Raw genomic sequence first — 26,603 nt, forward strand, 5'->3', positions numbered from 1 at the left:
CCTCTTGCCACATTTTTTCTGCGGTTTTAACTAAAATTTTTGGCTCACCACTGCTACCTGAGGTTTTAAGCCAAATTTCACTTTGACAATGGGGATCGATTAAAGGCTGGGCTAAAGTTTCATCGTTAATTTGTTGTGCTAAACCAAAGGTGGCAAAGCATTCATTATCCATCAACATCGCATTTTCTTGTGCTAGCCATTGTTGGTTTTCCGCCAATAAATTTGGCGGCAATAACACGCGCACTTTTGCCTGAAAACACGCCAGCAACATACACGCCATTTGTGCCGCATCATCAAGCCATAAACCTAGGCTATGTATCTGTTGCTGCTGTAATTGCTGACTAATTTGCCACGCACGAGAGGTAAAATCTTGTTTTGACCAAGAAGGATTTAAGGTGATGTCCTTCATTGCTGAAAAATTAATTTGCATGATGTTTTTTTTACTTTGTTGTCGAATGATCCATTCAATGCCCATCACTAAACCAATGAACACATAGGAAATCACCCCTGAATATAATGCCCAATAATCATAATATTGCCCGAGTATTAGTGCGCTTGTAATCACGATATTGATAATAAACACAACGCACCATACTTGGGTTACGGTTCGGGTGTAACGCACACCTTCTGCCGTTAAATTCGGTTCTTGCAAGCGGGCTAAACGCTCTACAAAAGTTTGCGATTGCCATAGGCTGCTTGCAAATAAGGTGAGCATTAATCCATTGATAATCACGGGATACCAAAACATTCCTACTAAGGTGCGAGTGCCTGCGATTACCACTAAAATTAATGCTAGGCAAAAAGAGAAATAACGCTGCGGTGAGGGCTTTTGTAGCAGCCCTTTCACCGCCCATAATGCCGCCATTATCCACGGTAGATAAAACAAAATGGGGCTATTTGCCCCTTGCCACCAAAAAACAATGGGAAAAGCCACCGCACTTACTGCAAGGAATAAGGTGATAAGAACGGAAGTTAAGGCTTTCATTATGTTATTCCGTTAAAAGTGCCGCACCGCTACAGCAGGTTTCTTCGGCGACTTTAAGCTGGAATGCGATCCGCCGCTTTTCAGGCTGCCAACTAAGCGTGAGTTCAAATTCATCATTTGGACGTAAAAAATGCTGGAACTTCAAACGATCAATGCTCGAAAAATTAGATCTCTACCTAAAAAATCCTGCATTTTTTCGCTGATCCATTGTAACTCAATCACGCCCGGCACTAAGGGAAATTCAGCAAAATGATCTTTTAAGAAACGCAATTCCAACGGCACTTTGCCTTTGATCACATATTGATTGCCATCATGCTCAGGCCTATACCAAATAGGATCAAGCACGCTTTCCACACAAACCTGATTAAAGGCTAATTTATTAATTTTCGATTGACTATTGCGCGGCAATTTATCAGTAAAACGCCAAAAACGTGGAATGGCGGATTTATCTTGATTTGCAGCAACAGCTTGTTTCAGCTCAGCAATTAATGCACGGCGACCTTGTTCACGGAAAGCATTAATGCCTGCTTCCGTTAATCCCACCCACGCAGCTAAGCGATTTTGCTCGGGGTGGCGTGCGATATAACAATCTTCCACAAAAGGATGTTGTAATAACTGGCGTTCAATGCTCACTAAAGATGTACGTTTATCACCAATTTTCACAATGCGATCACAACGTCCAAGTAAACGAAAGCCTGAGCCTTCAAATTCCACTACATCTGCGGTTTGCTCGCGTCCTGAAATCCAGTCTGCTTCAATCCATAAGGCATCTTGTTCATCTTGCCCAAGCTGGCTATTTGGCAATCTTTGCCAAAGATGAATATCATCACGGATTGCAATTGGGCCTGTTTCCGTACTGCCGTAAATTTCTACCACAGGGGCGTGAGTTGCTGCACGGATTTGAGTTGAAACATCTTCAGCCAATGCGCCACCTGAAGAAACAATACCACGCAGATTTTTTTGCATTGCCATTGTGTCCCAAGCAATACTTGATAACATCGCAGGGCTACTCACCAACACGGCATTTTCTGATTGGTTAAGTGCTGACTTGATACACTCAGGATAAAACAATTGCTTACGCCCAATTTGCCACCCAAGTGCTAACGACATCATAATATGCACGGTTAAGCCATAAACGTGCTGAATGCTCACCGTGCTAATGGCATGCCAGTGATTATCCGCTGGGAAAGGCAGAGCCTCTGCTAACACTTGCGCACTTCGCCACATTTGTTGAGCAGTTTTCACAATGGTTTTTGCTTCCCCTGTGCTACCAGAGGTTTTCAGCCAAATTTCTGTTTGTGCGTTACGATCAAAGTGCGGTGCAAAATTTTCTTGTTTTTGTGTTTTTGTACTTTTGTACCTGCTGATCGCCACCAAAATCCTTAAACGCCATACAAGGTGAAAGTTCAGCGTCATTATCACACAGCCAGAACTGAGCGTGCTGTGCAACCCATTCACGGCTTTCTTGGGTTAAATTGGGTGGAAAAAGCACGCGTACATCAGCCTGCCAAGCAGCAAGCAAGGTGCAGGCAAGATTTGCGCCGTCTTCTAACCAAACCGCAATGGATTTCACCTTTTGCTGCTTAAACGCTTGCGCCATTTGTAGGGCTTTGTAAGCAAAATCGCCATAGCGCCAATCGGGCTGAGTGGCGATAAGACTATGTTCCGTGTAATTAGGCATTCTAAGAGTCGTCTGTGGCTTGTTGGGCTTCTTGGCTCATTTTTAACACCGCTTGCACCACATCATTTACCGTACGCACATTGCGGAAATCTTCAGGTTTCACTTTGTATCCTGTGTTGCGTTTGATGTAGTCAATTAAATCAATGGCGTCAATGCTATCAATTTCTAGATCTTCATAAAGATTCGTTTCTGGTGTAATTTTATTGGGATCAATTTCAAATAAAGATACCAAGGCTTCAGAAAGCAAATCTTGGATTTGTTGTTCTGTCATCATCGTCATTAACCTTGTTGTGAGCGAATAAAGGCGGCTAAAGTATTGACATTAGTAAAGTGATCACGCAATGCGTGCTGTTCACTATCTAATTGTAAATTAAAGGCTTTTTGTACTGCTAAGCCGAGTTCTAGCGCATCAACAGAATCTAGCCCTAAGCCCTCATCGCTAAACAGCAATGTATCATTTTCAATATCTTCTGGGCTGATGTCTTCCAATGCTAAACTTTCGATAATGATATTTTTAAGTTGTTGTTCTAATTCCATTTTATTTATCCTTTTTGTTGAGTTTGAGAATTAAAATAATCGTTTAAATATTGTGTTAAGCGGCGTGCTGCCAACGGTAAGGGTTTTTCAGCAAGCCAAGCTTGTGGATCAATGTCCTCTCCCACAGAGAGCTCATAAGTAATGCGGCTTTTAGGTAATTGATACCAAGGTTGCCCCTTTTTGAAATTCAGCGGATGCATTTTGATCACCACGGGAGTAATCACTTTTGCGCTACGCAAACCAATAGATACCGCACCACGGTTAAGTTTCACCACACCGTCCCAACCTGTTCTTGTTCCCTCAGGAAAAAGCAAAATTGCCTGTTCTTTCAGCACGTTATCGCATTGTTCTAACAGTTCAAGGGATTCCGTATTCGGCAAAAATCCACAAGCCAAAATTTGGTTTCGCATTGTCGGATTATGCAATAAATCTTGTTTCACAATGCAATTTAGCTCTGGCGTTTTCGCTAAGATTAATACAACATCAAGCAAAGAAGGGTGATTGGCGATAACTAATTGCCCGGCGCGCCCTAATTTTTCAAAACCTTGATATTTGACTTCTAGCACGCCACTCCAAACAGTAAAACGCACAAAAATAATGCCAAATTTTTTCCAACAAAGCGGCGTACTTTTAATTGCGTAGCTAAGTTTTGTGGGTGGCGTGCATAAGGGTATAACACTAGTTGCAATAACGTTCCTGCCACGCCCCAAAAAGCGAATCCTATGGCAGTGGCAAGAAAACGGCGTAGCCAATCTAATTTTTCTGCCATAACCAAATATCTCCACGCGAACTTGGGGTTTGCCACTGAGATTGGTCTACATATTGTTGCTGCACCCAAAATAACGCATTATCGCTACATTTTTCGGCAAGATCGCCACTTTCTTCAGCACAATGTAAGCTAAGTTGATATTGGTTGCCTTTTTCTACTACTAAGGCTAACGCATAACCAAAAGACTGACGCACCACAGGTTCGGCATTATATTGTTCTGCCAATGGGGATTCTGCTACCACCACAAGTACGCGTTCTTGCCCTTCTTGCAACAATAAATAAGCCTCAAGCAATGCCAATTCCAAATTATCTTGTTGTGCCATAATTGCCGTGGTTTCTGCTTTGACTTGGCGCATTTCCGACCATTGCCCCACCAGTGCATTATGCACAGATAAATTGAATGAAGTCGGCGAAACATCACCCTCTGTTAAAAGACTATGCCAAAGGGCAAAGTTTCGATTGATTTCGCTATTGGCAGAGGCATAAACCACAGGGATATTAGGCTGTTCTTCCATAAGATCCCAAGCAGCCTCAAAAAATAAGCGAGCCAACTCACTTAAACGTCGCCGTTTTAAAGGAGGAAGAAAGGCTAACTTAGGTGCAAAAGGCTGCCATAAATGGCTATTCTTCGCCCAATGAGCTTCGCCTAATTGCCAATCTTGGCGAGAAAGTTCACGGTTAGTAATCACTTTCCAGCCACGCAAGGAAAATTAAACTGACAAATTGCAGTATTCATTGAAATTATTGGAATAATTCATTAATCATCAGATCGGTTTGGCCTTGTAGGCCAACTTGTTTTACACGATCCACTTCATCGCCACGTCTTTTGTATGTAACTGCTCCAATCACTTGTTTATCCTGTACAACGGTGAAACGTGCGCGAGCAATAATAGCGCGGTTAACCACGAACATTTACTTTAAAGTAGAGGCACAGCCTGCAAGCTCATTAGATTTTGCAAAAATGTGCTTGAATACCACGTTTTTTTAGACTAGCCAAAATAGAATCAGAAAAATCTTCAGGCGCTCTTTGTAAATTTCCTGTCACACATAATGGTTGTTTAAGGTGAGCTAATTGTACTGGACTAGCATCATCAATCCCAGCTGCACAACCACCTAATGTGCTTACTAATAAACTAATAGCTAATAATTTTTTCATTGTAAAACTCCCTGCTATTTATTTGGATAAAAATATGGTGGAAGTTTACCTTAATTTAAGCTAAATTATCAAATGGAAAAAATGATATGGAAAGGAGTTTTCATCTCATTTATTTAACTTTTGTAAAATAAGGAAAGACTATGAAAAATTCAGTAAAAGTTATGCTTGCATTCGCCACTGTATTACTTGCTGCTTGCGCCCCTAGAGATACCACCCATTATTACTCTATTCAAGAAGCATTAAATTCTCCTGAAGCAAAAGAAGTGTTAGATCCAAAAATTAAACTTTATTTTGGCAAACCTGCGCCAGGTAAAGTTGTCAAAGCGGGGTTAGTGAGTAATCGTAAAACCAATGCGGCAAATAAGAGCGATGAAAAATCTTGTCAATGGGCGTTCCTAACTGTAGTGAAACAATTCCAAGATACAGCGAAAAAACGCGGTGCAACCAAAGTGGGTAATATCATCAGTTTCTATAAGAAACACCCTTATCGCAGCACAACACAATACGAATGCCACGCAGGTAATTTAATGAGTGGTGTTGCCTTAAAAGGCGATATTGTTCGCTAATTCATTTCTTTAAGTGCGGTCGAAAATTTGGAAATTTTACACCGCACTTAACATTTTAGCTGGCTTGACAATCAGATTATCAAATTTATAATTTCGCGCCGAATTTTATTGGCACACATTTTTTAGCATTTAACTTTATGGACACGCATTCACCTAAACATATCCTTGTGGTTTCTTATTCACAAACAGGGCAACTTTCTCGTTTAGTAGAAAATTTTCTACAACCATTACGCACACAGCAAGAGATCATTATTGAAGAATTTCAGGTGAAACCGCAGCAAGATTATGCGTTTCCGTGGAAATTTACCCCGTTTTTTAATACCTTTCCTGAAAGTGTTCACTTACAACCTGCGCCAATTCAGCCACCGCAATTACAGCGTGATCGCTATGATTTGGTGATTATCGCCTATAGCGTTTGGTTTCTTTCCCCCTCTCAACCCATTACTGCGTTTTTGCAAAGTGAGCAAGGTAAACAAGTCTTGCACAACACGCCTGTGATCACCTTAATCGGCTGTCGTAATATGTGGTTAATGGCACAAGAAAAAGTCAAAGCCTTATTACATCAAGCGGGCGCAACGCTGGTGGGCAATATTGTTAAAACCGATCAATCTAATGCGTGGGCAAGTTTTATCACCACGCCATTATGGCTGTTTACAGGCAAAAAGCGTCCTTATGAATGGTTACCTAGCGCCGGCATTAGTGAAGAAAATATTGTCGATATGCAGCGATTTGGTCGAGAACTTGCAGACAAATTAGCAAAAAATGCCTCACTCGATCAACCGCTATTTCAACATATGGGCGCAGTGCAAATTGATGAGAAACTAATGATGAGTGAAAAAGTGGGACACCGCAGTTTTTATTTATGGGGGAAGTTATTACTCAAGTGCGGTCAAATTTCGCCACGTTTACGCCAAGCGGTGCTGTATGTTTATATTGCTTTTTTAGTCTTATTAATTATTACCGTTGTGCCAATTTCTGCCCTAATTAAGCGTTTGCTAAAACCTTTATTAAAAGAAAAACTTGAACGCCAAAAACGCTATTTTGCTGCACCATCTGGAGAATAATGATGTCGCAACTTTCTGAGGTTTATATTAATTCTGTGGCAAGTTTTTTGCCAAATGATCCCGTTAGCAATGATCAAATGGAAGCCGTGTTGGGAATGGTCGGCGATGTGCCTTCCCGTGTCCGTAATATGATTTTACGTTCTAATGCTATTCGCACGCGCTATTACGCCCTTGATCCGAAAACACGCCAAGCCACGCACAGCAGTACAGAACTTGCAGTCTGTGCCATTGAAAAATTAGTGGAACAGGGCTTTGATATACAGCAGCTTGACTGTTTAGCCTGCGGCACCTCTTACCCTGATCAAATTATGCCGGGGCAAGGGGTGATGGTACACGGCTTAATCCCTAATACCCCAGCTTGTGAAGTGCTAACCACCGCAGGGGTTTGCGTGGCAGGAATGGCGGCGATGAAACACGCTTATAATGCCATTCGCACAGGGGAGCATCAAAATGCCATCGCAGTGGCTTCAGAAGCTGCTTCAGCCGTGATGCGTAGCGAAAATTTTCGCCCTGAAATAAATCAAAAACAATTGGATAGTGCAAAACCAGAAATTGGCTTTGAAAAAGATTTTTTACGCTGGATGCTTTCAGACGGTGCTGGGGCTGCACAACTAAGCCACCGTCCTAATCCAGCAGGCATTAGCTTTAAAATTCATTGGATCGATCTCATCTCTTACGCCAATGAAATGCCTATTTGTATGTACGCAGGCGCAGAAATCGACAATGGTAAGTTTGTTAGCTGGAAAGCGATGGATAACGAATACCGCGACAAACACAGCCTAATGGCAATTAAACAAGATGTAAAATTGCTCAATGAAAATATCGTTAGCTATACAGTGGAAAAAGCCTTATCGCGCTTAATCGCCAAATATCAACTCAGCGCTGAAAACATTGATTATTTTCTACCGCACTATTCTTCAGGCTTTTTCCGTAATAAATTATCAGAAGGCTTACAGCGCATTCAGTTTGATATTCCGAAAGAAAATGGTTTACCAACCTTGCCGAAAAAGGAAACACAGGCTCCGCTTCCATTTACATTATTTTAGAAGAGTTTATGCGCACCTTCCCACTCAAAAATGGGCAGAAAGTGCTGTGCTATATTCCAGAGAGCGGTCGTTTTTCTTCGTGTTTTATGCTGCTTGAGGTGGTGAATGGAGCTGAATGAAATTCCCCAAGATGATAGCCGCATTTTTCGCGGACAAAAAAAGATCATCTATGCCACGCAAAATGGGCATTACCAGCCTAGCACTAGCACAGGCTGGCAAACGGAAGAATTTGCTACCCACCAAGCCGTTGATGCCTTAAATGAACTGACTGAACAGGCATTGCAGGCGGTTAAAAAAGGGGAAAAGTCCGTGCTGTATTATTTAATGTATAAATACCGTTTTGATGAACAATCCCTCGCCCAAGCCACCGGCTTTTGGCAATGGCAAATAAAACGGCATTTTAGGCCAGAGGTGTGGAATAATCTACCAATTAAAAAATTAGCAAAGTATGCAGAAATATTTGGGATTAGCATAAATAACATTTGGGCATTACCAGAGGAAATCTGATAACACCCAAATATGATTAATTATTTCTTAGAACGTTTTTTCATCATTTCGTTAAATGCTTCAACAAATTGATTTACGTTATCTGATGCGGTAACGATACGAGAACGAGTATGACGTTGAGAGCCAGAGAAGAAAAATTTATCACTTTCCCCTTTGTTAAAGATTTTCTTCGTGAAAATTTGGTTAGAATTTTGATCGGTTACAGTATATTCAATTTCCATTGTTCCAGGAAATCTTCTCATACTCCAAGCTGCTTGATTTGCCTGTAATATATGTGCGTGGATTTTATAATAACCTTTTCCGTTTGGTGTGAAAATATTTGCATTTTTTAATGCAGTCTTTAAGCTGCCATAAACTAATTTATCAATACCAACAGCTGTAGCTTGTCGTGCAAGCCGATCATTCATATCAACTTCAACCGTATAATCTTGTTTTACCAAAGGTTGAGCATTAGGCTCTGTTTTATTTAATAATGAAGGGTCTGCTTGCAAAGTCATACAGCCAGTTAAAATTAATGTTGATAAAAATAACATTCCTGACATAAATAATTTTTTCATAACGAGAAAACTCCTTAAAGATGATGTAATATAAATAGGAGAAATTATTATACATTTTAAATAGTAAAAAATCCGTGTTATAAATCAATTTTACAAATGAACCATAATTTTGAACACCAACACACCGCCCATTGCGAAAGTGGGGTGATGTCCACTTTACTCAAATCGCAAGGCGTTGATTTCAACGAAGCAATGGTATTTGGCTTGGCTTCCGCATTGACCTTTGTTTATATTCCACAAATTAAAATTGGCGGAATGCCGTTAATTTCTTATCGAATGCCGCCGGGGTCAATTCTTAAAAAAGTGTCAAAAATATTAAAAGGGAAACTTGCGTTAAAACGTTTTCGTTCGGCGCAACAAGGGCAACAGGCTTTAGATAACGCCTTGGTGCAAGGAAAGCTGGTGGGGTTACAAACTTCGGTGTTTTGGTTGCCTTATTTTCCGCCCGAAATGCGTTTTCATTTTAATGCACATAACTTATTAGTTTATGGCAAACAGGAGAACGAATATTTAATTAGCGATCCTGTGTTTGAGCAGGTGCAACGCTGTTCTGTACAGGATTTAGAACGTGCGCGTTTTGCCAAAGGGGCGTTAGCAGCGAAAGGGTTGATGTATTATTGGAAAACTTCGCCAAATTTGACCGCACTTGATTTACCCACAATTTTACGCAAAGCCATTCGCAAAAACGCCAAACAAATGCTCGCACCACTTTGGTTTGTTGGCGTGCGTGGAATGTGCTCTCTTGCAAAGCAAATTGAAAAATTTGCTCATAGCAAACAAAGTGAAAAATACAAGAAATTATTTCTCGGTCATATCGTGCGAATGCAAGAAGAAATTGGCACAGGTGGTGCAGGCTTTCGTTATATTTATGCCTATTTCCTAGAGCAAGCGGCAGAAATCTGCCAAGAGCCAAAATTCAAACAAGCCTCACAACAAATGACCGAAATCGGTGATCAATGGCGACAATTTGCCAGCCTTTGTGTGAAGCAATGTCGAGAGCCAAGTGCTGAGGGTTATCAAAAGATCGCCAAGTTTTTAAAAGTTATTGCTGAAAAAGAAGAAGTATTATGGCGTATATTAAGAAATAAATAGCAGGGAAAATATGCTAAGTTGGGCTGATATTGAACAAATGCTAGTCTCTGGCAATCTACATACTGAGCAAGAGTGGCTGGAGTATAAAGAGGCTAAAAATGATATTCCTAAATCAATGTGGGAAACCTATTCTGCTTTTGCAAACCAATCGGGCGGTTTTATTATACTTGGTGTATCAGAAAAAGAAGGGCTGCATATTCTAGGTGTCAATAATGCTGAAAAAATCCAAGAACTTATTTTTACTCAATCTCGCAGTAAAGAAAAAGTCAGTGCTGCTTTATTATCTGATGGGAATGTCCGTTGTTTTACGATCAAAGATAAACAAGTTATTGTGGTTTATGTACCCAAAGCAGAAGAAACCGATCGCCCAGTTCACTTGAATCAAGATCTTCGTCGTTCTTACATTCGTCTGAAAACAGGTGATCATAAATTAAATGACGGGGAACTACGTTCAATGATTTCAAATGCCACGAGTAAAAATCGTGACGGAAAAATTCTGCCTCAGAGTGACTTAAATTATCTAAATTTAGATACCTTAAATAAATATCGTAATTTGCTTAAAGCACAAAAAGCTTCTGAACCATTACTTTTATTATCTGATGAGGAACTATTGGAGCGTATTGGCGCAATCGCAATGGATATTGAAACAGGACAAAAAGGAGTTACTTTTGCTGGCTTACTTCTGTTTGGTAAGGGGTATATTATCAAAAATTTCCTTAAACACTTTTTCTTTGAATATTACGAAACTAGTGAACAAAACAGTCGCTATGATTTACGTATTACAGACTTTGATATAGAGGAAGGAAATCTACTTGAATTCTATTGGAAGATTGCTCCTCTATTGACCTCTTTAGGAAAAGATACCCACTTTAAACTTGATAACCTCACTCGGACAGAAGAAAATGAAATTACGAAATCATTACGAGAAGCCTTAGTCAATGCTATTGCTCATGCAGATTATTTTAATGATAGTCGGCATTTGAAGATTGTAAAAACACAAAATCAAATTTGTTTTGAAAATGCAGGAACTATGCTAGTTGATATTCAACAGGCTATTGTGGGAAATCGTTCAGAATGTAGGAATGGTACTATTCATAATATTTTACGCCGTGTGGGATTATGTGAGCGACAAGGACAAGGGGTAAAAGATATTTTTCAAAATTGGCAAAATTACTATTTCACAACCCCTAAATTAGAAAGCCAGATTGATTACACAAGATTAACATTAACATTTCAAGATGGTGAAATTATAAAATGGGAAGAAAAGTTAGCAGATCACTTTGGTACTCGCTTTACACAATTAAAGCAAAGAGTGAAAGATTGTTTGTTATATATTGCTATCAACGGGCAGCAAGCAAATCATAAACAAATTGTTGAGGCCATTCCTCAGTACACAGGACGTGAAATTACCCTTGCGTTATCTCAGCTTAAAAAGAAGGGTTTCTTGGTTGTGCAAGGTGTAAAACGCAATGAGCTAATCTACCGACTTGTTAGTTTTCATGAAATCAAAACTAAATCAAAATCTGATTACACTATTATTTCATCTGAGAAAGAAAGTCCAGAGGCCTTATTAAATAAGGATTTAGGAAATATAAAAGTAGCATCGCCAATAGAAAGTGATAAAGAAAGTGATAAAGAAAGTGATAAAGAAAGTGATAAAGTAAAACAATTACTTGCTGCTTTAGGGAGTGAATATCAAAGCGCGAAAGAATTGATGGAGATACTTGGTATCTCCCACAGAGTTAACTTTGGAAAACGCTATCTAAATCCGGCACTATGCCTTGGTTTAATCGAAATGAAATACCCAGATAACCCAAAACATCGTAACCAAAAATACCGAAAAAGAAAGTAAGAAAAGTATGATTGATATTGATAAACTCAGCCATCAATACCCTAATGGTTCAAACTTAGCTTTAAGCGGTATAAATCTGCACGTCAAACAAGGCTCTGCCATCGGTTTACTTGGCCCTAACGGCGCTGGGAAGACGACACTGATGTCTTTGCTTTGCGGGTTGCAAGCGGTGCAGCAGGGGCAGGTTTATTTTGAAGGCGTGCCGTTTCACGAATTAAGCAAAAAGCAGCGTCATCAAATTTCTTTAGTGCCACAGGATTTTGCGTTTTATCCTTTATTAACGGTATGGGAAAATTTAAAATTTTTCGCCGCACTTTATCATATCAACGATAAAAACTGGCTCACTGAATTATTAGAAAAAGTGGGGCTAACTTCTTATAAATCGAGATTGGCAAAACATTTATCAGGCGGATTAAAACGCCGTTTAAATTTCGCCATTGGTTTAATTAATCGCCCTAAAGTCATTTTTTTAGATGAAATTACGGTTGGCATTGATCCCCAATCTCGCCAATTTATTTTAAATTCCGTGGCGGAATTAACTCAGCAAGGTATCACGGTGATTTACACCTCACATTATCTACAAGAAATTGAACAATTATGCGATAAATTAGTTTTATTAAATGAAGGAAAATTGATTTATCAAGGTGAAATAAAAGGTATTCTTGCAAAAGGGCAAAGCCTTGAGCATTTTTATTTAGATTTTTTACAACAGGCGGGAAAATAATGCTAATTGCTGCGATGTTTAAAGAATTACGCCTATTAAGCCGTGATCTGCACGGTGTGGCAGTATTATTTATTATGCCGATTTTATTTATGTTGATTATGTCGGCAGCGTTAAGCAGTGAAAAGGAATTAGGTAATCGTGGCGAAATTTTGCTACTAGGCACGCCAAATGATCTCCTCAATGACGGATTTTTTACTGCACTACAACAAGAGGAATTGCTCGTAAAACAAGGGGATATTGCGCAATTAGAGGCTTATCAGCAAGATTTGCAGCAAGAAAAATTTGCTTTGATTGTGGTTAATCCAAATCAAGATAAAAATGCCCTAAAAGAAGAACAGCCTTTGCAACTTTGGCTTAACCCTAGTGTGGATCGTGCGTGGTTGCTTGGGGTGAAAGGTATCTTGCAAAAACATTATAGCCAGCAACGGCTTGAGCGTTATTCGAAAGATAATCACATTATGTTGAAAAATAATCAACGCAATCCGATGAAACAAATTCAGCAAGAAGTTAATCAAGCGTTGGATAAAAAATTCAATGAAATCAATACCTATTTGGCACAAGAACGCTGGCAGGAAATTTATCTTAACCGTCAAGGGGAAACGGTTAGTCAGCCTAATGCGGTGCAACATAGTGTGCCTGCGTGGTTAATTTTTGGTATGTTTTTTATTATGATCCCCCTTTCTAACGTAATGGCGATGGAGCGACAAACCAACACGCTTACTCGTCTGCGTTTGGCAAGAGCCTCAAGTTTGCAACTGATTTTGGCAAAATTAGTGCCGTATTTTTTTATCAATCAATGTCAATTTATTGGAATGATCGCCCTAGGCTATTGGGTGCTACCTATGCTTGCTATGCCAGCGTTTAGCTTAAATGGTGAATGGTGGCATTACGCGGTGCTGTCAGCTGCGGTAAGTCTTTCTGCGTTAGGTTACGGCTTATTAATTAGTGTGATTGCACGCACCACAGAACAAGCCGTGGTGCTAGGTGGTGGTGGCATTATCATTATGGCGGCCATTGGTGGCATTATGGTGCCAACTTATGTAATGCCTGAGATTATGCAAAAAATCGCCCAATTTTCACCAATGGGGTGGGCATTAACGGCATTTCAGCAGCTATTATTAAATCAGGCTACCTTAATGCAAATTCAGCCTGAACTTTGGCTTTTAACGGGGTTGGTGCAGCAATGCTATTGATTGCTGTGCTGGTTTACGCCCATCAACTCAAAACACAAGCGAGATTTTAATGAGCTATATTTTTACTCTCAGCCAACCAGAGTTAGAACAACAACTGAAAAACTTAATCGTGCAAGAAAGCGATAAAATAGACATCGATCCCAGCACAATTAGCGATGATGAGCCGTTATTTGGTGAACAAAGTCGTATTCAGTTAGATTCTTTAGATGCGCTACAAATTGCGGTGGCACTGCAAGCCCATTTTAAAGTGAGATTAAATGGCGATCGAATGGTGCGTAAGCATATGATGAATATTCGTGATTTAGCGAGCTTTATTCGTAACCAACATTCTTAACTATGCAAAAAGTTTATATTACCGCCGTCAGCCAGCAAAATGCACAAACCGCTCAACTTAATCCTTGGCGACAATCCTCAATGTTAGGGCAAACGCAGAATTTGCCTTATTTTCGTGCTTTTGAGCAACCGCTGCTGAATTTCGAGCAACTCTGCACTTATTTAGAACAGCACATTGACAACCTATTAATACAACGGGGTTGGCAAGCTGATAGATTGCACAATACCCCCATTCTTTTAGGATCAACGGCGTATTTAATGAGTGATTGCGAATTTCGTTGGCAAAACAATCAACCTTTACCGCAAGAATACAGCCTAGCGGTGATCGCGGAACGACTAAAAGCACGCTATCAAACACAGGTTTTCAGCTTTGCTACGTCTTGCACTTCATCTGCACAGGCAATGGGCTATGCCTATCAAATGATTGCACAAGGACAATGTGAGCGCGCGTTGGTGGTTGGATTTGAAATGTTTAACCGTTTAACCTTTGAGCATTTCAACGCAATGCACTTGCTGGCAGAAGATTTGCCCTATCAGCCTTTTGTACAAAGTAACGGTATTATTTTAGGGGAGGGCATTGCTTGTGTGGCATTGGAAAATCAACCAAATCCAGAGAAAAAACTAGAAATTGCTGCCATCACCACCATTACGGATCACCATAATCTCACCAATAGCTCCGCAGACGCATTTGCTCAACTGATCGGAAATTGTTTGCATAAGGCAGGATTGCAAGCTCATCAACTGGCTGGCATTAAAGTTCACGCTGTGGGTGGAAACAGCGATGAAATGGAAATCGCATTTTTACAACAGCAATTTTCGACTATTCCTTGCTTGTTAGCAAAGCCTTACCTTGGACATAGTTTAGGTGCAAGTGGGGCAATGGAAACCGCGTGGCTTTGGCAGCAATTACAACAAGAGAACGCAGATTGCCTGTTCATCACGCCACAAGGTGCGGTAGAGCAGCAAGCGCAACCACTTTCCACTGGCTATTATTTGAATTACTTTTTAGGTTTTGGTGGCAGCAATATCGCTTGGATTCTTCACTGGCAAGGGAAAGCGTAATTAAAATGAAATCAAACATTTATTTCCAACAGCAAAGCCAATTTATCACACAAGGGCAAAGTGAGGCTGAACTACGCCAACAGCTTAAAGCCTTTGGCGTGGACGCTCGCCGTTTAAGCAAATTTACCCAGCTCTGCTTGCTTGGAGCATTACCGCTGAAGCCCTATATTACGCCAAATACAGCCATTTACTTGGCTTCCCCCTTTAATTCCCCAAGCAAATTCAACAAATTATTCCACCAACTGATGACGCAAGATTTGCCTAGTCCGTTGGATTTTATGGCAAATCTCAATAACGCCACAGTTTTTCAGCTGGCGCAGCTGTTGCAAACCACAGGCAATAGTATTTCTTGATCACTTCACCAGAAGATAACGCACAGCCATTACAACTGGCACAAACAGAATTGAAAAATGGTACAACAGAGCAAGTATTGTTAGGCTGGGGATTTGAATCTCACACTGATACGGAATGGGAAGGAAGCTGCTGGTGGTTGCTCAGCAATGCCGCAGAAGAAAATACGCTAACAACAAGTGCGGTGCAAAATTCGCCAAATTTTTCTACTGCACTTTCTTTTTCCTCTATATCTGCGCAGCTCCCTGCTGAGCATTATTTGCAATTTGGGTTAGATATAGGAAATTTATCAGATTAAGGCGATAGGCGATCTTTTTGCCAGTGCTGTTCATCAGTGCGTAAATAGCGAATCCTATCGTGTAAACGGCTTGGGCGACCTTGCCAAAACTCGACCATTTCTGGCAATAGGATATAGCCGCCCCAATGAGGTGGGCGCGGCACAGTGAGCGGATATTTAATCGCAAACATTACGGCTTTACTCAGTAAAACAGCTTTACTTGAAAGCACTGCACTTTGTTCGCTCGCCCAAGCGCCAAGCTGGCTTTGATAGGGGCGGCTGGCAAAATATGCATCAGAATCGCTGGTAGGAAGTTGTTCAACTGTACCTTCAATGCGGATTTGGCGCTCTAATTCTGGCCAGAAGAAAGTAAGGGCGGCAAAGGGCTGATGAGTGAGCGCTTGCCCTTTACGGCTGAGGTAGTTAGTAAAGAAAATAAAACCTTGCTCGGTGGTTTGCTTTAATAACACCATTCTGCTGCTTGGTTTGCCATTTTTTTCCACTGTTGCTAAATTCATTGCAGTGGGTTCATTTACCTGTGCTTGTATTGCTTCTTGCAGCCATTGTTCAAACAACGTCATTGGCTCATCAGGGCAATGGGCTTTCGATAAATTCTGTTGGCTATATTCTTGGCGAATATCTTGTAAATTCATCACGCCTCCTTAATTTTTCTTTATTTGTAAATTTTCCCCATCGTTTTGCTGAAGTCTTGTCAAAATCAAGACGAGGATTAAGCCAAACAGGCTAGAGGTGAGGAATGTATAGCTAAAGGCTTGTTGTAACTGTTCGACACTTTCTCCAAGGGCGTTGCGATACAAGCCCAAAATCACTGAAGAAACCGCAATGCCAATGCCAATTCCCACTTGCTGAATCACGCTCAGCATTGTTGAACCTGCGCTGGCGTTGTTATCGGATAAATCGCCGACAGTTAAGGTGTTGATCGCGGTGAAACTGACCGACATACAACCGCCGTATGCCAATAAAATCAGCACCATCTGCCAAATTGGCGTATGGCGTTGCAATAAGCTCATTGTGGCAATTACGAAAGTCATCGCAATGGCGGTGCTGATCAGCGTTTTCTTATAACCAAAACGAGAAAGAATGCCGCGGATCAGCAGTTTAAACGCCATTGAACTTACGGCAATTGGCACCATTAGCCAGCCTGCCACTTCTGCGCTGTAATGAAATACCACTTGGAGCATTAACGGTAGCAAAAACGGTACGCCCGAACCACACAGGCGAATAAATAAATTGGCAATAAAGCCTAAACGAAAAGTGCGAATATGAAACAAAGAAAAGGGCATTAGCGGATTGTGAACGCGTTTGGCATAAAGATAATAGCAAGCCAGAAATGCCATTCCTACCGCCAGCACCACTAACGCAATCCAAGTTGCGGTGAAATGCTCAGCCACCAGATCCAGCCCCAAGGTCAAGCCCACAAGCCCGCCTGCAAACAGTACAAAACCCCATTTATCTAAACGGCTCACCTGCCCTTTCATATTTGGCATATAAATGCCTGCCAAGGAAAATCCCTGCCAGCCCAATGGGAATATTAATTAAAAAATCCAATGCCAGGTCATATAAGTTACGATTAAGCCCCCCAACACAGGCCCAAGAATTGGCCCAATAAGACCTGCCATCGCCATAATATTCCACGCATTTAACAGCTGATTTTTCGGCACGCTACGGATTATCGCAAGGCGTGCAACAGGCATCATTAACGCACCACCAAGCCCTTGTAAAATGCGAGCAAAGATCAATTGTGGCAAAGATTGCGATAAGGCGCACGCCACCGATCCCAACACAAAAACGCCAATGGCAGCACGAAAAACCTTACGCGTACCAAATTTATCCGCCGCCCAACCGCTTAACGGAATAAACAACGCCACCGTCAAAGCGTAGCTAATGATCGCCAACTGCATATTCAGCGGCGATTCATTTAGACTGCGCGAAATAGTCGGCAACGCCGTATTCAAAATGGTCGCGTCTAAAGTTTGCATAAAAAAGGCAACGGCGGCAATCCACGCCAAGCCTGTATAATTTTTCGTTTCTGTCATAAAAATTCTGCGATTTTGCCCCGCACTTTATTTCATTTGTTGTTGATACCAATGAAAAATAAATGCGGCAATTTGCTCAACCTGATTAATATCCAAATGTGGCACGGTGCAGCTTAAAGGGTAATCTGTGGCGAGCGCAATCACTTTTTCATCAAGCTCTGGCAAGGCTTTCTCTATTGTCTTGCGATGCAATAAAATCTTTGCAATAGGTTCGTGTTTGAAGCCTTCCACCAAAATCAAATCCGTCAGCTGCGGATCAAATTGCGCTGCCAAATAGTCTAAGCTCACGGGCTGCGCGGTTTCCGTCATCAATGCCCAACGGTTATCACAAGCCATTACCACTTGGCTCGCACCCGCTTCTTTCATTCGCCAGCTATCCTTGCCCTCTTTATCCACCTGCGCGTTATGATGGCTGTGCTTAATCACCGCCACACGCAAACCTAAATCGGCAAGCTGAGGTAAAAGTTTTTCCAGCAAAGTGGTTTTGCCACTTCCACTGTATCCTGTAATGCCAAGCATTGGGCGCATTTTATGTCCTTTATATTAAGTAAAATGTAGCCCTATGATACCGCATTATTGGCAGCTTGTGATCTTTCACATAAATGAATAGATTATTGAATAACCCGCAAAAAAATCGGGCGATAACTTGCTTTTTCTGCCAAGATTTCGATACAAAATGGACGACCACAAAGGCAAGTGCGGTGCAAAAAACGATAAAAATGCCTTGCCACAGTTCGGTTTGGAAAACCTGATCGGCGATCAGCGTGGAAAGCAATAAGGTGAGTAAAGGGAAAAAATACACCAGCAAACTAGAAAAAATCAGCGAACGTTCCATTAAACCAATTTCGATAATTTGCCCTGCTTTGACGGGGGTGATGGTTTCCACCTCAAAAAAATGCGCCGTGCCTGTGCCGTTCAGTTCCGCCAGTGCAGCTGAGCCACAGGCAGACTTTGCCGCGCAGCTCCCGCAGGCACTTTGCGATTGGCATTTCACTTGCGCAATGCCAGATTGATAAGAAATAACCACCGCACTTTCTTTCAGCATTTACTTCACCTTAATATCTTGCACGATGCGTTTTGCGGTAGAAATCGGTAGCTGCCCTACAAGGGTAAATTCGTTATCGCCAAAGGTTTCGCTATAAAAGGTTCTGGTGCCATTCCACCAGCCGTTTTTTTCTTCATTTGGCAAAATTGAGCTTGAGCGGTAAAGGGTGAAGGAAAATAATCCATCGCTGTAAAGCTGCGCTTCAATGCGTTCTTCACCATTGGTTTCCACACTACGATTAATCAACTTAAAGCCGTTTGGTAACCAGCTTGGCTGCCAGTTAAAGGCTTCTTTGCTTGGTTGGAAAGTGGTTTTGTCATTAATCAGTGCAGGAAAACCCATATGATTAATGGCATTGAGCAAATCATCAAATTGTTCACTTTGATATAAATTCACTACGCGGAATTGTTCTAGCAGATTATTTTCTCGATCTAACACATCACTGCGTAGCAACAAATGGCTTTGCTCATCAATAAAGAGCACATATTGATAGCGAAAATCATCTTTCGGCAAAATGCGAATGGTTTGCACCACGCGATCTGCCACGCGGTTGCGTCCAATATAGGTGAAATCATAATTTTGTTTCAGCGCATCAAGATTGCTCCACATAATCGCAGGCAAGCTGTCCACAATATGATTGGCGTTAATCGAGAATGGAGAATAATTCGGTTGGAAATAACTCACCACATTATCACGTTGCACAATTTGCTGCGGCATTCCGTCAAGGGTGAGCAGTTGGGCGTAGGTTTTGCCATTATGATAAATATGGCTATAACGTAATGAGGCCATATTCGGCGTGGTTTGCACGAAAGCAATTTCATAGTTCAGATGAGAACCTGCCTGTTGCATTTCGTCTAGCAATTGGCGTGGCTGGACCTGCATCAGGTTCTGCCGACCCATAAGGGATTTACAGAAAATAGCACTAAGGAAAGTGCGGTGATTTTTTGACCGTTTTTAACATCGTTATTCACATATAGGATATAAACAAATTCACCACCAAAAATGGTGGTGAATAACCTAAACTTCATTCATTGTTATTTCTGATTTTGCAAATTTAATCTATCCGCATAAATGCGTTTTTGCAATTCGTAGCTTTGTAGCATTGAATCAATGCGTTTATTTTTTTGCTCAATTTGCTCAGGCGTAATCACCGATTGGGTTGGCGCATTATAGCTCACCTCTTGCACGGAATTGTTAAATGGCAAGGTTTGCAACACAGGCGCGTCTTGGTTTTCTTTGCCATTGTGCGCCATAAAACTTTGCACGCCCATCACCGCAACTAAGCACACGCCCGCTGCCACCGCAAATTGAGTCATTGGCATAAACCACGCTTTCAGTGTTTGCATAAATGGAGATTGCGCAGTTTCTTCTGGCATTGGTTGAGAAACCATCGGTTGTGCCACCACAATTTCTTCTTGCTCAATTAAATCTGCCATTTTTGCAGTGAAATCCGCCCCCAATAATACTTCACTTTCCTGACGCATTACTGCACGAATAGTATGAAAATTTGCCCAGGATTTTTGTAAATCAGCATCTTGGCAAAGTTTTTCTGTCATTGCCTCGCTGATTTGTTCGCCATCAATGTAAGCGGAAAGTTGCTCTTTTTGCATTGTAAACTCCCAGGGTTTTCTCTTTTTTAATGTTATTAATGTTGTATTAGCCTTGAAGAAGGGGTTGAATTTTATTTTCGATAATCTCCCTTGCTCGGAAAATACGCGAACGTACCGTTCCGACAGGGCAATTCATAATATCGGCAATTTCTTCATAACTTAATCCTTCTAACTCACGCAAGGTGATGGCGGTTTTTAAGTCTTCTTGCATATTATGAATGGTATCAAAAATGATCTTCTTCAATTCACCAGATAACATCTGATTTTCGGGCGTATCTACGTCCCGCAAATTTGTTCCCACATCATAGGATTCTGCCTCATCTGCCAGAATATCTTCATTCGGCGGGCGGCGTCCCTGTGCGGTTAAATAATTCTTTGCCGTATTCACGGCGATACGATATAGCCAAGTGTAGAAAGCACTGTCACCGCGGAATGATTCAATAGAGCGATACGCTTTAATGAATGATTCTTGTACAACATCGGGAATATCATTCGGTGAAACATAACGGGTTAATAGCCCTGCCACCTTATTTTGATAACGCGATACCAACAAATTGAATGCTTTCTTATCTCCCTGCTGTACCCTTTCTACCAAAGCCTGATCTGTTAGCTGTTCAGTCATATAACCTCTTATACACCTCTAACAAGCCTTGATACACAAGACAGCAAGCTCGTGTTCTCTTAGAGGGGTGAAAATCGTAAAAGTTCAATCTTTTTATCAAATTAGCTCGATAATTTTTCTTGTATATAGGAAACCATTTGCTGTAATTCAAGATCTGGCGCAGGTTTTCGGTTAAAAAACCACGAAAATAACTGTAAATCCGTTGCCGCCAATAGACGCACAAATGTAGCTTTTTGTTGCTCATCTAGCTCATCAAAATGCTGCTGAAAGAAAGGCATAATCACTTTATCTAACTCCAACATTCCACGCCGACAATCCCATTCAAGGCGAAATTTATTATATTTTTCCATTTCTGTTCCCTGTTGAACTGAATAATGGGGGGATTATAGCGGAATTTGCTTTTTCTTGTACGAATAATTTCAGAGAAAAAAACGCAAAAAACCCGACATCTAAGTCGGGTTTTGAGGATAACAAAGTGCGGTTATTTTTCCGTAAGTTTTGGCTTAATAACTGCATAAATCACGCCTGTTAGCGCCGCACCAATGGCAATTGCCGCTAAATACATTAATGGCTGAGTTACAAATGGAATCACGAATAAACCACCGTGTGGTGCTTGTAAGCCGATAGATAAGCCTAAAGAAATCGCGCCAGCCACTGCTCCACCAATAATGCTTGATGCAATCACGCGCACAGGATCAGCCGCCACAAATGGCAATGCACCTTCAGAAATAAAACATAAACCTAATACGAAAGACGCTTTACCCGCATCACGTTGATTGGCGGTGAATTTTTTGCGTGCCAATAATGTAGCAATTGCCATTCCAATTGGTGGCACCATACCCGCTGCCATTACTGCAGCCATTGGGGTATAAACGCCAGAAGCGATCAAGCCTGTGCCGAAAGTATAAGCTGCTTTGTTTACTGGACCGCCCATATCCACACACATCATCGCCCCAAGCACCGCGCCTAATAACAACGCATTGCTTTGTCCCATTGTGTTGAGCCATTCCACCAATGCGTCCATTAAGCCTTTTACCGGTGGATTGATCAGATAAATCATCACCAAGCCAACAATCGCAGAACCGATCAATGGCAAAATTAAAATCGGTTTTAATGAACTTAAGCTGGCTGGTAATTGAATAGCTTGGTTTAAGAATTTCACCACATAACCTGCAAGCAAGCCGGCAATAATCCCACCTAAAATCCCTGCACCTGCGGTGGTGGCAAGCATACCGCCAATTAAACCCACGGCTAATCCAGGACGATCCGCAATAGAAAACGCCACATAACCTGCGAACACGGCAATCATTAAGTGGAACGCTGCACCGCCACCAATATCCATCAAGGCTTTTGGTAAACCACCTGCAATATTCGGATCTTTAAAGGCTTCAATGCCAAACATAAAGGAAATAGCGATCAGCAAGCCCCCTGCGACCACCAATGGCAACATATGGGAAACCCCTGTCATCAAGTGTTTATACAAGCCTTTACGCTCACCTGTGCTTTCTTCGCTGGCTTGTGCTTTGGCGACATTTGCCCCTGTGTAAATCTTCGCTTCTTTAAAGGCTTTTTCAAATTCTTGTGCCGTTTTCTTCAGCGCAAGCCCAGTGGAGGTGCGATACATCGGCTTGCCTTCAAACTTGCTTAAATCCACATCAATATCTGCTGCAATAAAGACAAGATCCGCATTCGCTACATCTTCAGGGGAAATGATATTGCTCGAACCCACTTGCCCACGGGTTTCCACTTTCACATTCCAGCCTTGCTTTTTGGCATATTCAGCAATAGCCTCCGCTGACATAAAAGTGTGCGCTACGCCTGTTGGACAAGCCGTAACTGCCACAATATTTTTCGTTTGATTAGAAAAATCCGGCGCATTTTGCACCGCACTTTTATTTTCCGCCCCATTTGAATTTTCCGCTGGCTGATATTCCACTGCTTCCGCCTGCGCTTGTTTTAAGGTCGCCTCTGGTGCATTAAAGGCGTTTTCCACCTCTGCCACAAACAGTTTTTTACCTTGTAATGCGCCGTTATTTGGCGCACTGCCTAAGGCGATCACTAAATCCGCTTGGCTGGCTTCTGCCACCACGTCATCGCCTTGCTGTTTTGCTGCCGCAGCCAGCACCTGTTTAATCAAAAAAGGCTTTGGCATTGCCTAATTGTTGTGTGTTTGTCAAAAAAAAATCTTCATTGTTCTACCCTTTAATCACTGAAATTTCTACTTTTTCTAAGATTGGTGTTAATAACGCAGGATCGCTCACGCCCACATTGCTTTGCGACACGGCAAAGGCAGACACCGCACTGGCAAACGCCAAGGTGTCTTGCTGTGAAAGCGATTTGCTCAAGCCATAAATTAGCCCTGCCACCATTGAATCGCCCGCGCCCACGGTGCTAACCACTTGCTCGCATTTTGGTGGTTTCGCTTGGAGCACGCCTTGTTCGCTTAACCACAGAGAACCGTCCGCGCCCATTGAAATAATCACATTAGCAATGCCTTGTGCGCGCAATTTTTCTGCGGCCGCAATAATCTCTTCAAGGGTTGGTAAGGAATGCCCTGCCCAAGCCTCAAGCTCACGATGATTGGGTTTCACTAGCCAAGGATTGGCGGATAACCCCGCGCTAAGCGCTGCATTACTGCTGTCTAACACCACTTTTACGCCTGCTTGTTGTAGCTGTTTGAGCCAATCAGCGAAATCTGTTGGACTGACACCGCGCGGCAAACTGCCACACACTGCGACAATGTCAAAATCTTTGCATAACAACAAGGATTGCTGCACAAAATCTTGCCAATCTTGTGGTGAAATTTCATAGCCTAGGAAATTGAGATCCGTTACATCGGCCTCGGTTTCGGTGATTTTCACGTTTATGCGAGTTTTACCCGCCACACGCTGAAAGCGGTCTTCTAAGCCAAGCTCCGCAAACATTGTGTTGAAGTCCCCTTGATTATCACGCCCAAGGAAGCCACTCACCGCCACATCAACGCCTAAATCTTTCAACACTTTTGCCACGTTGATGCCTTTGCCCGCAGGGAATAAGCCTAAGGTTTCCACCGTATTCACTTCACCCAGCTCAATACGTTTTAACCGCCCCACTAAATCATAGGCGGTATTTAACGTGATGGTTGCCACTTTTGCCATTATCAACTCCTACTCACCTAAGCCAGCTTCAATTGCCGCACCAATGCCATCAAGGGCTTTTTGTGCTTCTTCACCAGTTGCCACGAAACGTAAACGATGTCCTTTCACCACGCCAAGCGCCACCACTTTCATCAAACTTTTAGCACTCACTAATTGACTATCGCGATCCACATTTTGCACCGCTACGGAAGCGTTATATTTCTTCACTTCATTAACTAACACGGCGGCAGGGCGTGCGTGCAAACCGTGTTCGTTACGCACCACAAACACCGCCTCAACACTTTCGCTTGGATCTTGATTATCAAGTGCGGTGGTTTTTTTTTTCTGCAGTTTTTTCTTTTCGCTAGCTGCGCTGCTTTCGCCAATCACTTCAATGTGATCCGGTTCTTTCGGCGATAAAGAGGACACTTCTTCCCCTAAACCGTCCGCAATGGCTTTACCAATGGCTTCAATGGCTTGTTTGGCATCTTCACCCACCGCGCTAAAACGTAAACGATGTCCAAGGGTTGCGCCCAATGCCACGATTTTCATCAGGCTTTTAGCGCTGATGGCTTCACCGCCACGGGTGAGATTTTCCACCGTAATTTTCGAGGCGAATTTTTTCACTTCATTTACTAATACCGCTGAAGGACGCGCGTGCAAGCCGTGTTCATTACGCACGGTGAATGTGCCGATAACCGTGCCTGCATTTTCGCTACTGGTATTGGCTGGTGCTGGGTTTTCAACGCTCACTTCACCACCATTAAGTGCGGTCAAAATTTGCTGAGAATTTCCATTTAATAAGGCTTGTTGCACGGAATTTTCTAGTAATCGTGCGAGTAATTCATCAATTTGCTCATTCACACAAGCCACCGTCAACACGCCTTTCACTTCTTTATGATTATGCTGGAAAGCTTGTTTTGCACGGCTGAACGCAAGGGCATTTTTCTCGTTGCCTTGCACCGAATCGGTAAGCCATAAGCCGCCGCCCAGTGGCAATGCAGGAGAGGCGATCACCTCTGCCACAAATTGATTATTCACCGCGCCTTGGTTTTGCAATTTGCCGGCATTAATCGCAATTAAAGTAAGCAGACTTTCCGTATCCACATCAAGGCTCAGATCTTCGCTTTTCACTTCCAGTGTTTCTTCGCCCATTAAAATGGCGCGGAATTTCGCGATGTCTTGTAATGTCGCCAATTTCGCCGCTTTTTCTTCATCGCCTAGCACTTGAGTAAGCTGACGCAACAAGGTTAAATGCTCATCTGAACGGGCGGCAATGCCGATCACCACATAGGCTTTGTTGCCGTCGCCCCATTCAATCCCTTGTGGAAATTGAAACACTTGCACGCCCGTTTCTTTCACCATTGGACGTGTTTCCAACGTGCCGTGCGGAATGGCAATGCCGTTGCCTAAAAAGGTGGACGTTTGCGTTTCGCGCGCCAACATTCCTGCTAAATATCCTGCTTCCACATTGCCCGCTTGTTCAAGCGCTTGCGCCACCAATTCAATGGCTTGCTGTTTATTTTCGGCTTGTGCCGATAAGTGAATATTTTTTTCTGATAAGTTAAGCATTTTCCCTCCAGAATATTGGTTTGAATACCAAATGGCGTTGTGATACTGGCTCACTTCTTCGCAAAACCAATTTGGCGATAAATTTTACTGATGATTTGCTTAACACGTTGTTAAACGCTTGCTGAACATTAAGCAAAAACCTTTCAGCTTAGATAAAAAAAGAAAAGGTTACTGATTAAACATCAGTAACCTTACACATTATTTTCCTGTACAGACTTTCAACACTTGATCGCTACCTTCTGCGATATAACCTTCATCTAAGGAACGCGGCTGCCCTTTTTGTAGATCTCGCATTGCATCATAAATCCCTTGCGTTGCACTTGGCTGGCTGATTTGCGACCAACAATTTGCACTTAAGCGATTGAAATTATTCTGTAATTCAGACGCGAACACTACGCCACTATAATAAGCATAAACTTGGCTATCCACGCCACCACCTTGGTATAATTTCGCTTTCACTTCTTCAATCGGCACTAAAATACGGTTGAGATACCAATCATTCACGCCACTGGCAAAAGAATTCACATCATAATCTTCATTTACACGCCCTGAATAGGTTTGCACCGTTGCCGCATACGCAGAGGCATAGGATTTTTTATCGATTTTCTCTTTATCTAAATCGATCACTTTTTTCTCGTTGTCCATAAACGGCACATAAGAAGTCAAAGAAGAACACGCCACTAAAAAGGCACTTAACACTGAAATTGAAATAATTTTGAACATAACTTATCCGTTTTTTGTTAATCAGATTTTTCTTATTATACTGATTATAATTTGAATAAAAAGCCAAATTTCCGTGATTTTTTCACCGCACTTCGCTTTCTAAATC

At 42.0% G+C, this 26,603-nt stretch carries 27 protein-coding genes and 7 pseudogenes; 12 read left to right on the forward strand and 22 right to left on the reverse strand.

Going from position 1 to position 26,603, the window contains the following annotated elements:
- Positions 1–436: 436 nt before the first annotated feature.
- The 8 genes and pseudogenes from C3Z13_RS12905 to C3Z13_RS10640 all read right to left on the reverse strand — a co-directional run.
- A pseudogene (locus tag C3Z13_RS12905) lies at positions 437–985 on the reverse strand (COG4648 family protein); the annotation flags it as partial.
- A gap of 4 nt (positions 986–989) precedes the next feature.
- Positions 990–2,666: pseudogene (locus C3Z13_RS10615) on the reverse strand (ApeI family dehydratase).
- A gap of 1 nt (position 2,667) precedes the next feature.
- A complete protein-coding gene (locus C3Z13_RS10620; RefSeq protein ID WP_103855912.1) occupies positions 2,668–2,937 on the reverse strand; it encodes an acyl carrier protein in 270 nt (89 codons plus the stop codon).
- Between the two features lie 8 nt (positions 2,938–2,945).
- A complete protein-coding gene (locus tag C3Z13_RS10625; protein WP_103853659.1) occupies positions 2,946–3,203 on the reverse strand; it encodes a phosphopantetheine-binding protein in 258 nt (85 codons plus the stop codon).
- 5 nt (positions 3,204–3,208) lie between these two features.
- Positions 3,209–3,972, reverse strand: a pseudogene (locus tag C3Z13_RS10630) (lysophospholipid acyltransferase family protein).
- Positions 3,957–4,708, reverse strand: a pseudogene (locus C3Z13_RS10635) (beta-ketoacyl synthase chain length factor). The pseudogenes C3Z13_RS10630 and C3Z13_RS10635 overlap by 16 nt, the downstream one beginning before the upstream one ends.
- Positions 4,709–4,713: 5 nt before the next feature.
- Complete coding sequence (locus tag C3Z13_RS11750) at positions 4,714–4,884, reverse strand: hypothetical protein (protein WP_181022056.1); 171 nt, start codon at positions 4,882–4,884, stop codon at positions 4,714–4,716.
- A gap of 34 nt (positions 4,885–4,918) precedes the next feature.
- Entirely contained in the window at positions 4,919–5,128 is a 210-nt protein-coding gene (locus tag C3Z13_RS10640) for a hypothetical protein (RefSeq protein ID WP_103855891.1), read from the reverse strand.
- A 140-nt stretch (positions 5,129–5,268) separates the two neighbouring features.
- Between C3Z13_RS10640 and C3Z13_RS10645 the strand changes: the two genes are divergently transcribed.
- From C3Z13_RS10645 to C3Z13_RS10660, 4 genes and pseudogenes are all read left to right on the forward strand, one after another.
- Positions 5,269–5,694, forward strand: a complete 426-nt coding sequence (locus C3Z13_RS10645) for an excinuclease ABC subunit A (protein WP_103855892.1) — start codon at positions 5,269–5,271, stop codon at positions 5,692–5,694.
- A gap of 137 nt (positions 5,695–5,831) precedes the next feature.
- Entirely contained in the window at positions 5,832–6,758 is a 927-nt protein-coding gene (locus C3Z13_RS10650; protein WP_103855893.1) for a hypothetical protein, read from the forward strand.
- Between the two features lie 2 nt (positions 6,759–6,760).
- Positions 6,761–7,923 (forward strand): annotated as a pseudogene (locus C3Z13_RS10655) (beta-ketoacyl-ACP synthase III).
- Positions 7,910–8,311: a DarG family dialkylresorcinol biosynthesis protein gene (locus C3Z13_RS10660; protein WP_103855894.1), complete on the forward strand. Its 402-nt coding sequence runs from the start codon at positions 7,910–7,912 to the stop codon at positions 8,309–8,311. Before C3Z13_RS10655 ends, C3Z13_RS10660 begins: the two are co-directional and overlap by 14 nt.
- A gap of 20 nt (positions 8,312–8,331) precedes the next feature.
- On the opposite strand, the gene C3Z13_RS10665 is transcribed toward C3Z13_RS10660, so the two are convergent.
- Positions 8,332–8,868, reverse strand: coding sequence for a hypothetical protein (locus C3Z13_RS10665; protein WP_103855895.1), 537 nt, complete (start codon positions 8,866–8,868; stop codon positions 8,332–8,334).
- 96 nt (positions 8,869–8,964) lie between these two features.
- Here C3Z13_RS10665 and darH point away from each other — a divergent pair, with 96 nt between their 5' ends.
- Genes darH through C3Z13_RS10705 form a run of 8 tightly spaced genes read left to right on the forward strand, consistent with a single transcriptional unit; the run spans position 8,965 to position 15,773 of the window.
- Positions 8,965–9,960, forward strand: coding sequence for a BtrH-related acyltransferase DarH (darH, locus tag C3Z13_RS10670; protein ID WP_103855896.1), 996 nt, complete (start codon positions 8,965–8,967; stop codon positions 9,958–9,960).
- Between the two features lie 10 nt (positions 9,961–9,970).
- Positions 9,971–11,812, forward strand: coding sequence for a Fic family protein (locus C3Z13_RS10675; RefSeq protein ID WP_103855897.1), 1,842 nt, complete (start codon positions 9,971–9,973; stop codon positions 11,810–11,812).
- Positions 11,813–11,819: 7 nt separating this feature from the next.
- Entirely contained in the window at positions 11,820–12,536 is a 717-nt protein-coding gene (locus tag C3Z13_RS10680) for an ABC transporter ATP-binding protein (RefSeq protein ID WP_103855898.1), read from the forward strand.
- Positions 12,536–13,729 (forward strand): ABC transporter permease, encoded by a 1,194-nt coding sequence (locus C3Z13_RS10685; RefSeq protein ID WP_245872648.1) that lies wholly within the window; start codon positions 12,536–12,538, stop codon positions 13,727–13,729. Before C3Z13_RS10680 ends, C3Z13_RS10685 begins: the two co-directional genes overlap by 1 nt.
- A 49-nt stretch (positions 13,730–13,778) precedes the next feature.
- A complete protein-coding gene (locus tag C3Z13_RS10690) occupies positions 13,779–14,063 on the forward strand; it encodes an acyl carrier protein (protein ID WP_103855899.1) in 285 nt (94 codons plus the stop codon).
- A gap of 2 nt (positions 14,064–14,065) precedes the next feature.
- Entirely contained in the window at positions 14,066–15,124 is a 1,059-nt protein-coding gene (locus tag C3Z13_RS10695) for a beta-ketoacyl synthase N-terminal-like domain-containing protein (protein WP_103855900.1), read from the forward strand.
- A 5-nt stretch (positions 15,125–15,129) separates the two neighbouring features.
- On the forward strand, positions 15,130–15,477 hold the full coding sequence (locus tag C3Z13_RS10700; RefSeq protein WP_103855901.1) for a hypothetical protein: 348 nt from the start codon (positions 15,130–15,132) through the stop codon (positions 15,475–15,477).
- Positions 15,474–15,773 (forward strand): hypothetical protein, encoded by a 300-nt coding sequence (locus tag C3Z13_RS10705; RefSeq protein ID WP_103855902.1) that lies wholly within the window; start codon positions 15,474–15,476, stop codon positions 15,771–15,773. The genes C3Z13_RS10700 and C3Z13_RS10705 overlap by 4 nt, the downstream gene beginning before the upstream one ends.
- On the opposite strand, the gene pdxH is transcribed toward C3Z13_RS10705, so the two are convergent.
- From pdxH to C3Z13_RS10765, 13 genes and pseudogenes are all read right to left on the reverse strand, one after another.
- A complete protein-coding gene (gene pdxH / locus C3Z13_RS10710; protein WP_103855903.1) occupies positions 15,770–16,405 on the reverse strand; it encodes a pyridoxamine 5'-phosphate oxidase in 636 nt (211 codons plus the stop codon). The genes C3Z13_RS10705 and pdxH overlap by 4 nt on opposite strands.
- A 9-nt stretch (positions 16,406–16,414) precedes the next feature.
- Positions 16,415–17,809 (reverse strand): annotated as a pseudogene (locus C3Z13_RS10715) (DHA2 family efflux MFS transporter permease subunit).
- Positions 17,810–17,836: 27 nt separating this feature from the next.
- Positions 17,837–18,337, reverse strand: a complete 501-nt coding sequence (mobB, locus tag C3Z13_RS10720) for a molybdopterin-guanine dinucleotide biosynthesis protein MobB (RefSeq protein ID WP_103855904.1) — start codon at positions 18,335–18,337, stop codon at positions 17,837–17,839.
- A gap of 83 nt (positions 18,338–18,420) precedes the next feature.
- A pseudogene (locus C3Z13_RS10725) lies at positions 18,421–18,854 on the reverse strand (SoxR reducing system RseC family protein).
- The gene (gene rseB, locus C3Z13_RS10730) at positions 18,855–19,736 is read right to left on the reverse strand and encodes a sigma-E factor regulatory protein RseB (protein ID WP_245872649.1); all 882 of its coding nucleotides are present in this window, start codon (positions 19,734–19,736) and stop codon (positions 18,855–18,857) included.
- Positions 19,736–19,882, reverse strand: a complete 147-nt coding sequence (locus tag C3Z13_RS11755; RefSeq protein ID WP_181022057.1) for a hypothetical protein — start codon at positions 19,880–19,882, stop codon at positions 19,736–19,738. The genes rseB and C3Z13_RS11755 overlap by 1 nt, the downstream gene beginning before the upstream one ends.
- A gap of 6 nt (positions 19,883–19,888) precedes the next feature.
- Complete coding sequence (locus C3Z13_RS10735; RefSeq protein ID WP_103855906.1) at positions 19,889–20,464, reverse strand: sigma-E factor negative regulatory protein; 576 nt, start codon at positions 20,462–20,464, stop codon at positions 19,889–19,891.
- Between the two features lie 46 nt (positions 20,465–20,510).
- The gene (rpoE, locus tag C3Z13_RS10740; RefSeq protein ID WP_103855907.1) at positions 20,511–21,086 is read right to left on the reverse strand and encodes an RNA polymerase sigma factor RpoE; all 576 of its coding nucleotides are present in this window, start codon (positions 21,084–21,086) and stop codon (positions 20,511–20,513) included.
- Positions 21,087–21,187: 101 nt separating this feature from the next.
- Positions 21,188–21,436: an FAD assembly factor SdhE gene (locus C3Z13_RS10745; protein ID WP_103853634.1), complete on the reverse strand. Its 249-nt coding sequence runs from the start codon at positions 21,434–21,436 to the stop codon at positions 21,188–21,190.
- Positions 21,437–21,567: 131 nt separating this feature from the next.
- Positions 21,568–23,238: a fructose-specific PTS transporter subunit EIIC gene (locus tag C3Z13_RS10750; protein ID WP_103855908.1), complete on the reverse strand. Its 1,671-nt coding sequence runs from the start codon at positions 23,236–23,238 to the stop codon at positions 21,568–21,570.
- A 43-nt stretch (positions 23,239–23,281) separates the two neighbouring features.
- The gene (gene fruK, locus C3Z13_RS10755) at positions 23,282–24,223 is read right to left on the reverse strand and encodes a 1-phosphofructokinase (protein ID WP_103855909.1); all 942 of its coding nucleotides are present in this window, start codon (positions 24,221–24,223) and stop codon (positions 23,282–23,284) included.
- Between the two features lie 9 nt (positions 24,224–24,232).
- Entirely contained in the window at positions 24,233–25,774 is a 1,542-nt protein-coding gene (fruB, locus tag C3Z13_RS10760; protein WP_103855910.1) for a fused PTS fructose transporter subunit IIA/HPr protein, read from the reverse strand.
- 198 nt (positions 25,775–25,972) lie between these two features.
- A complete protein-coding gene (locus tag C3Z13_RS10765) occupies positions 25,973–26,497 on the reverse strand; it encodes a hypothetical protein (protein ID WP_103855911.1) in 525 nt (174 codons plus the stop codon).
- Positions 26,498–26,603 lie beyond the last annotated feature (106 nt).

This window comes from Avibacterium endocarditidis (assembly GCF_002921145.1).
In the GTDB taxonomy this organism is placed as follows: domain Bacteria; phylum Pseudomonadota; class Gammaproteobacteria; order Enterobacterales; family Pasteurellaceae; genus Avibacterium; species Avibacterium endocarditidis.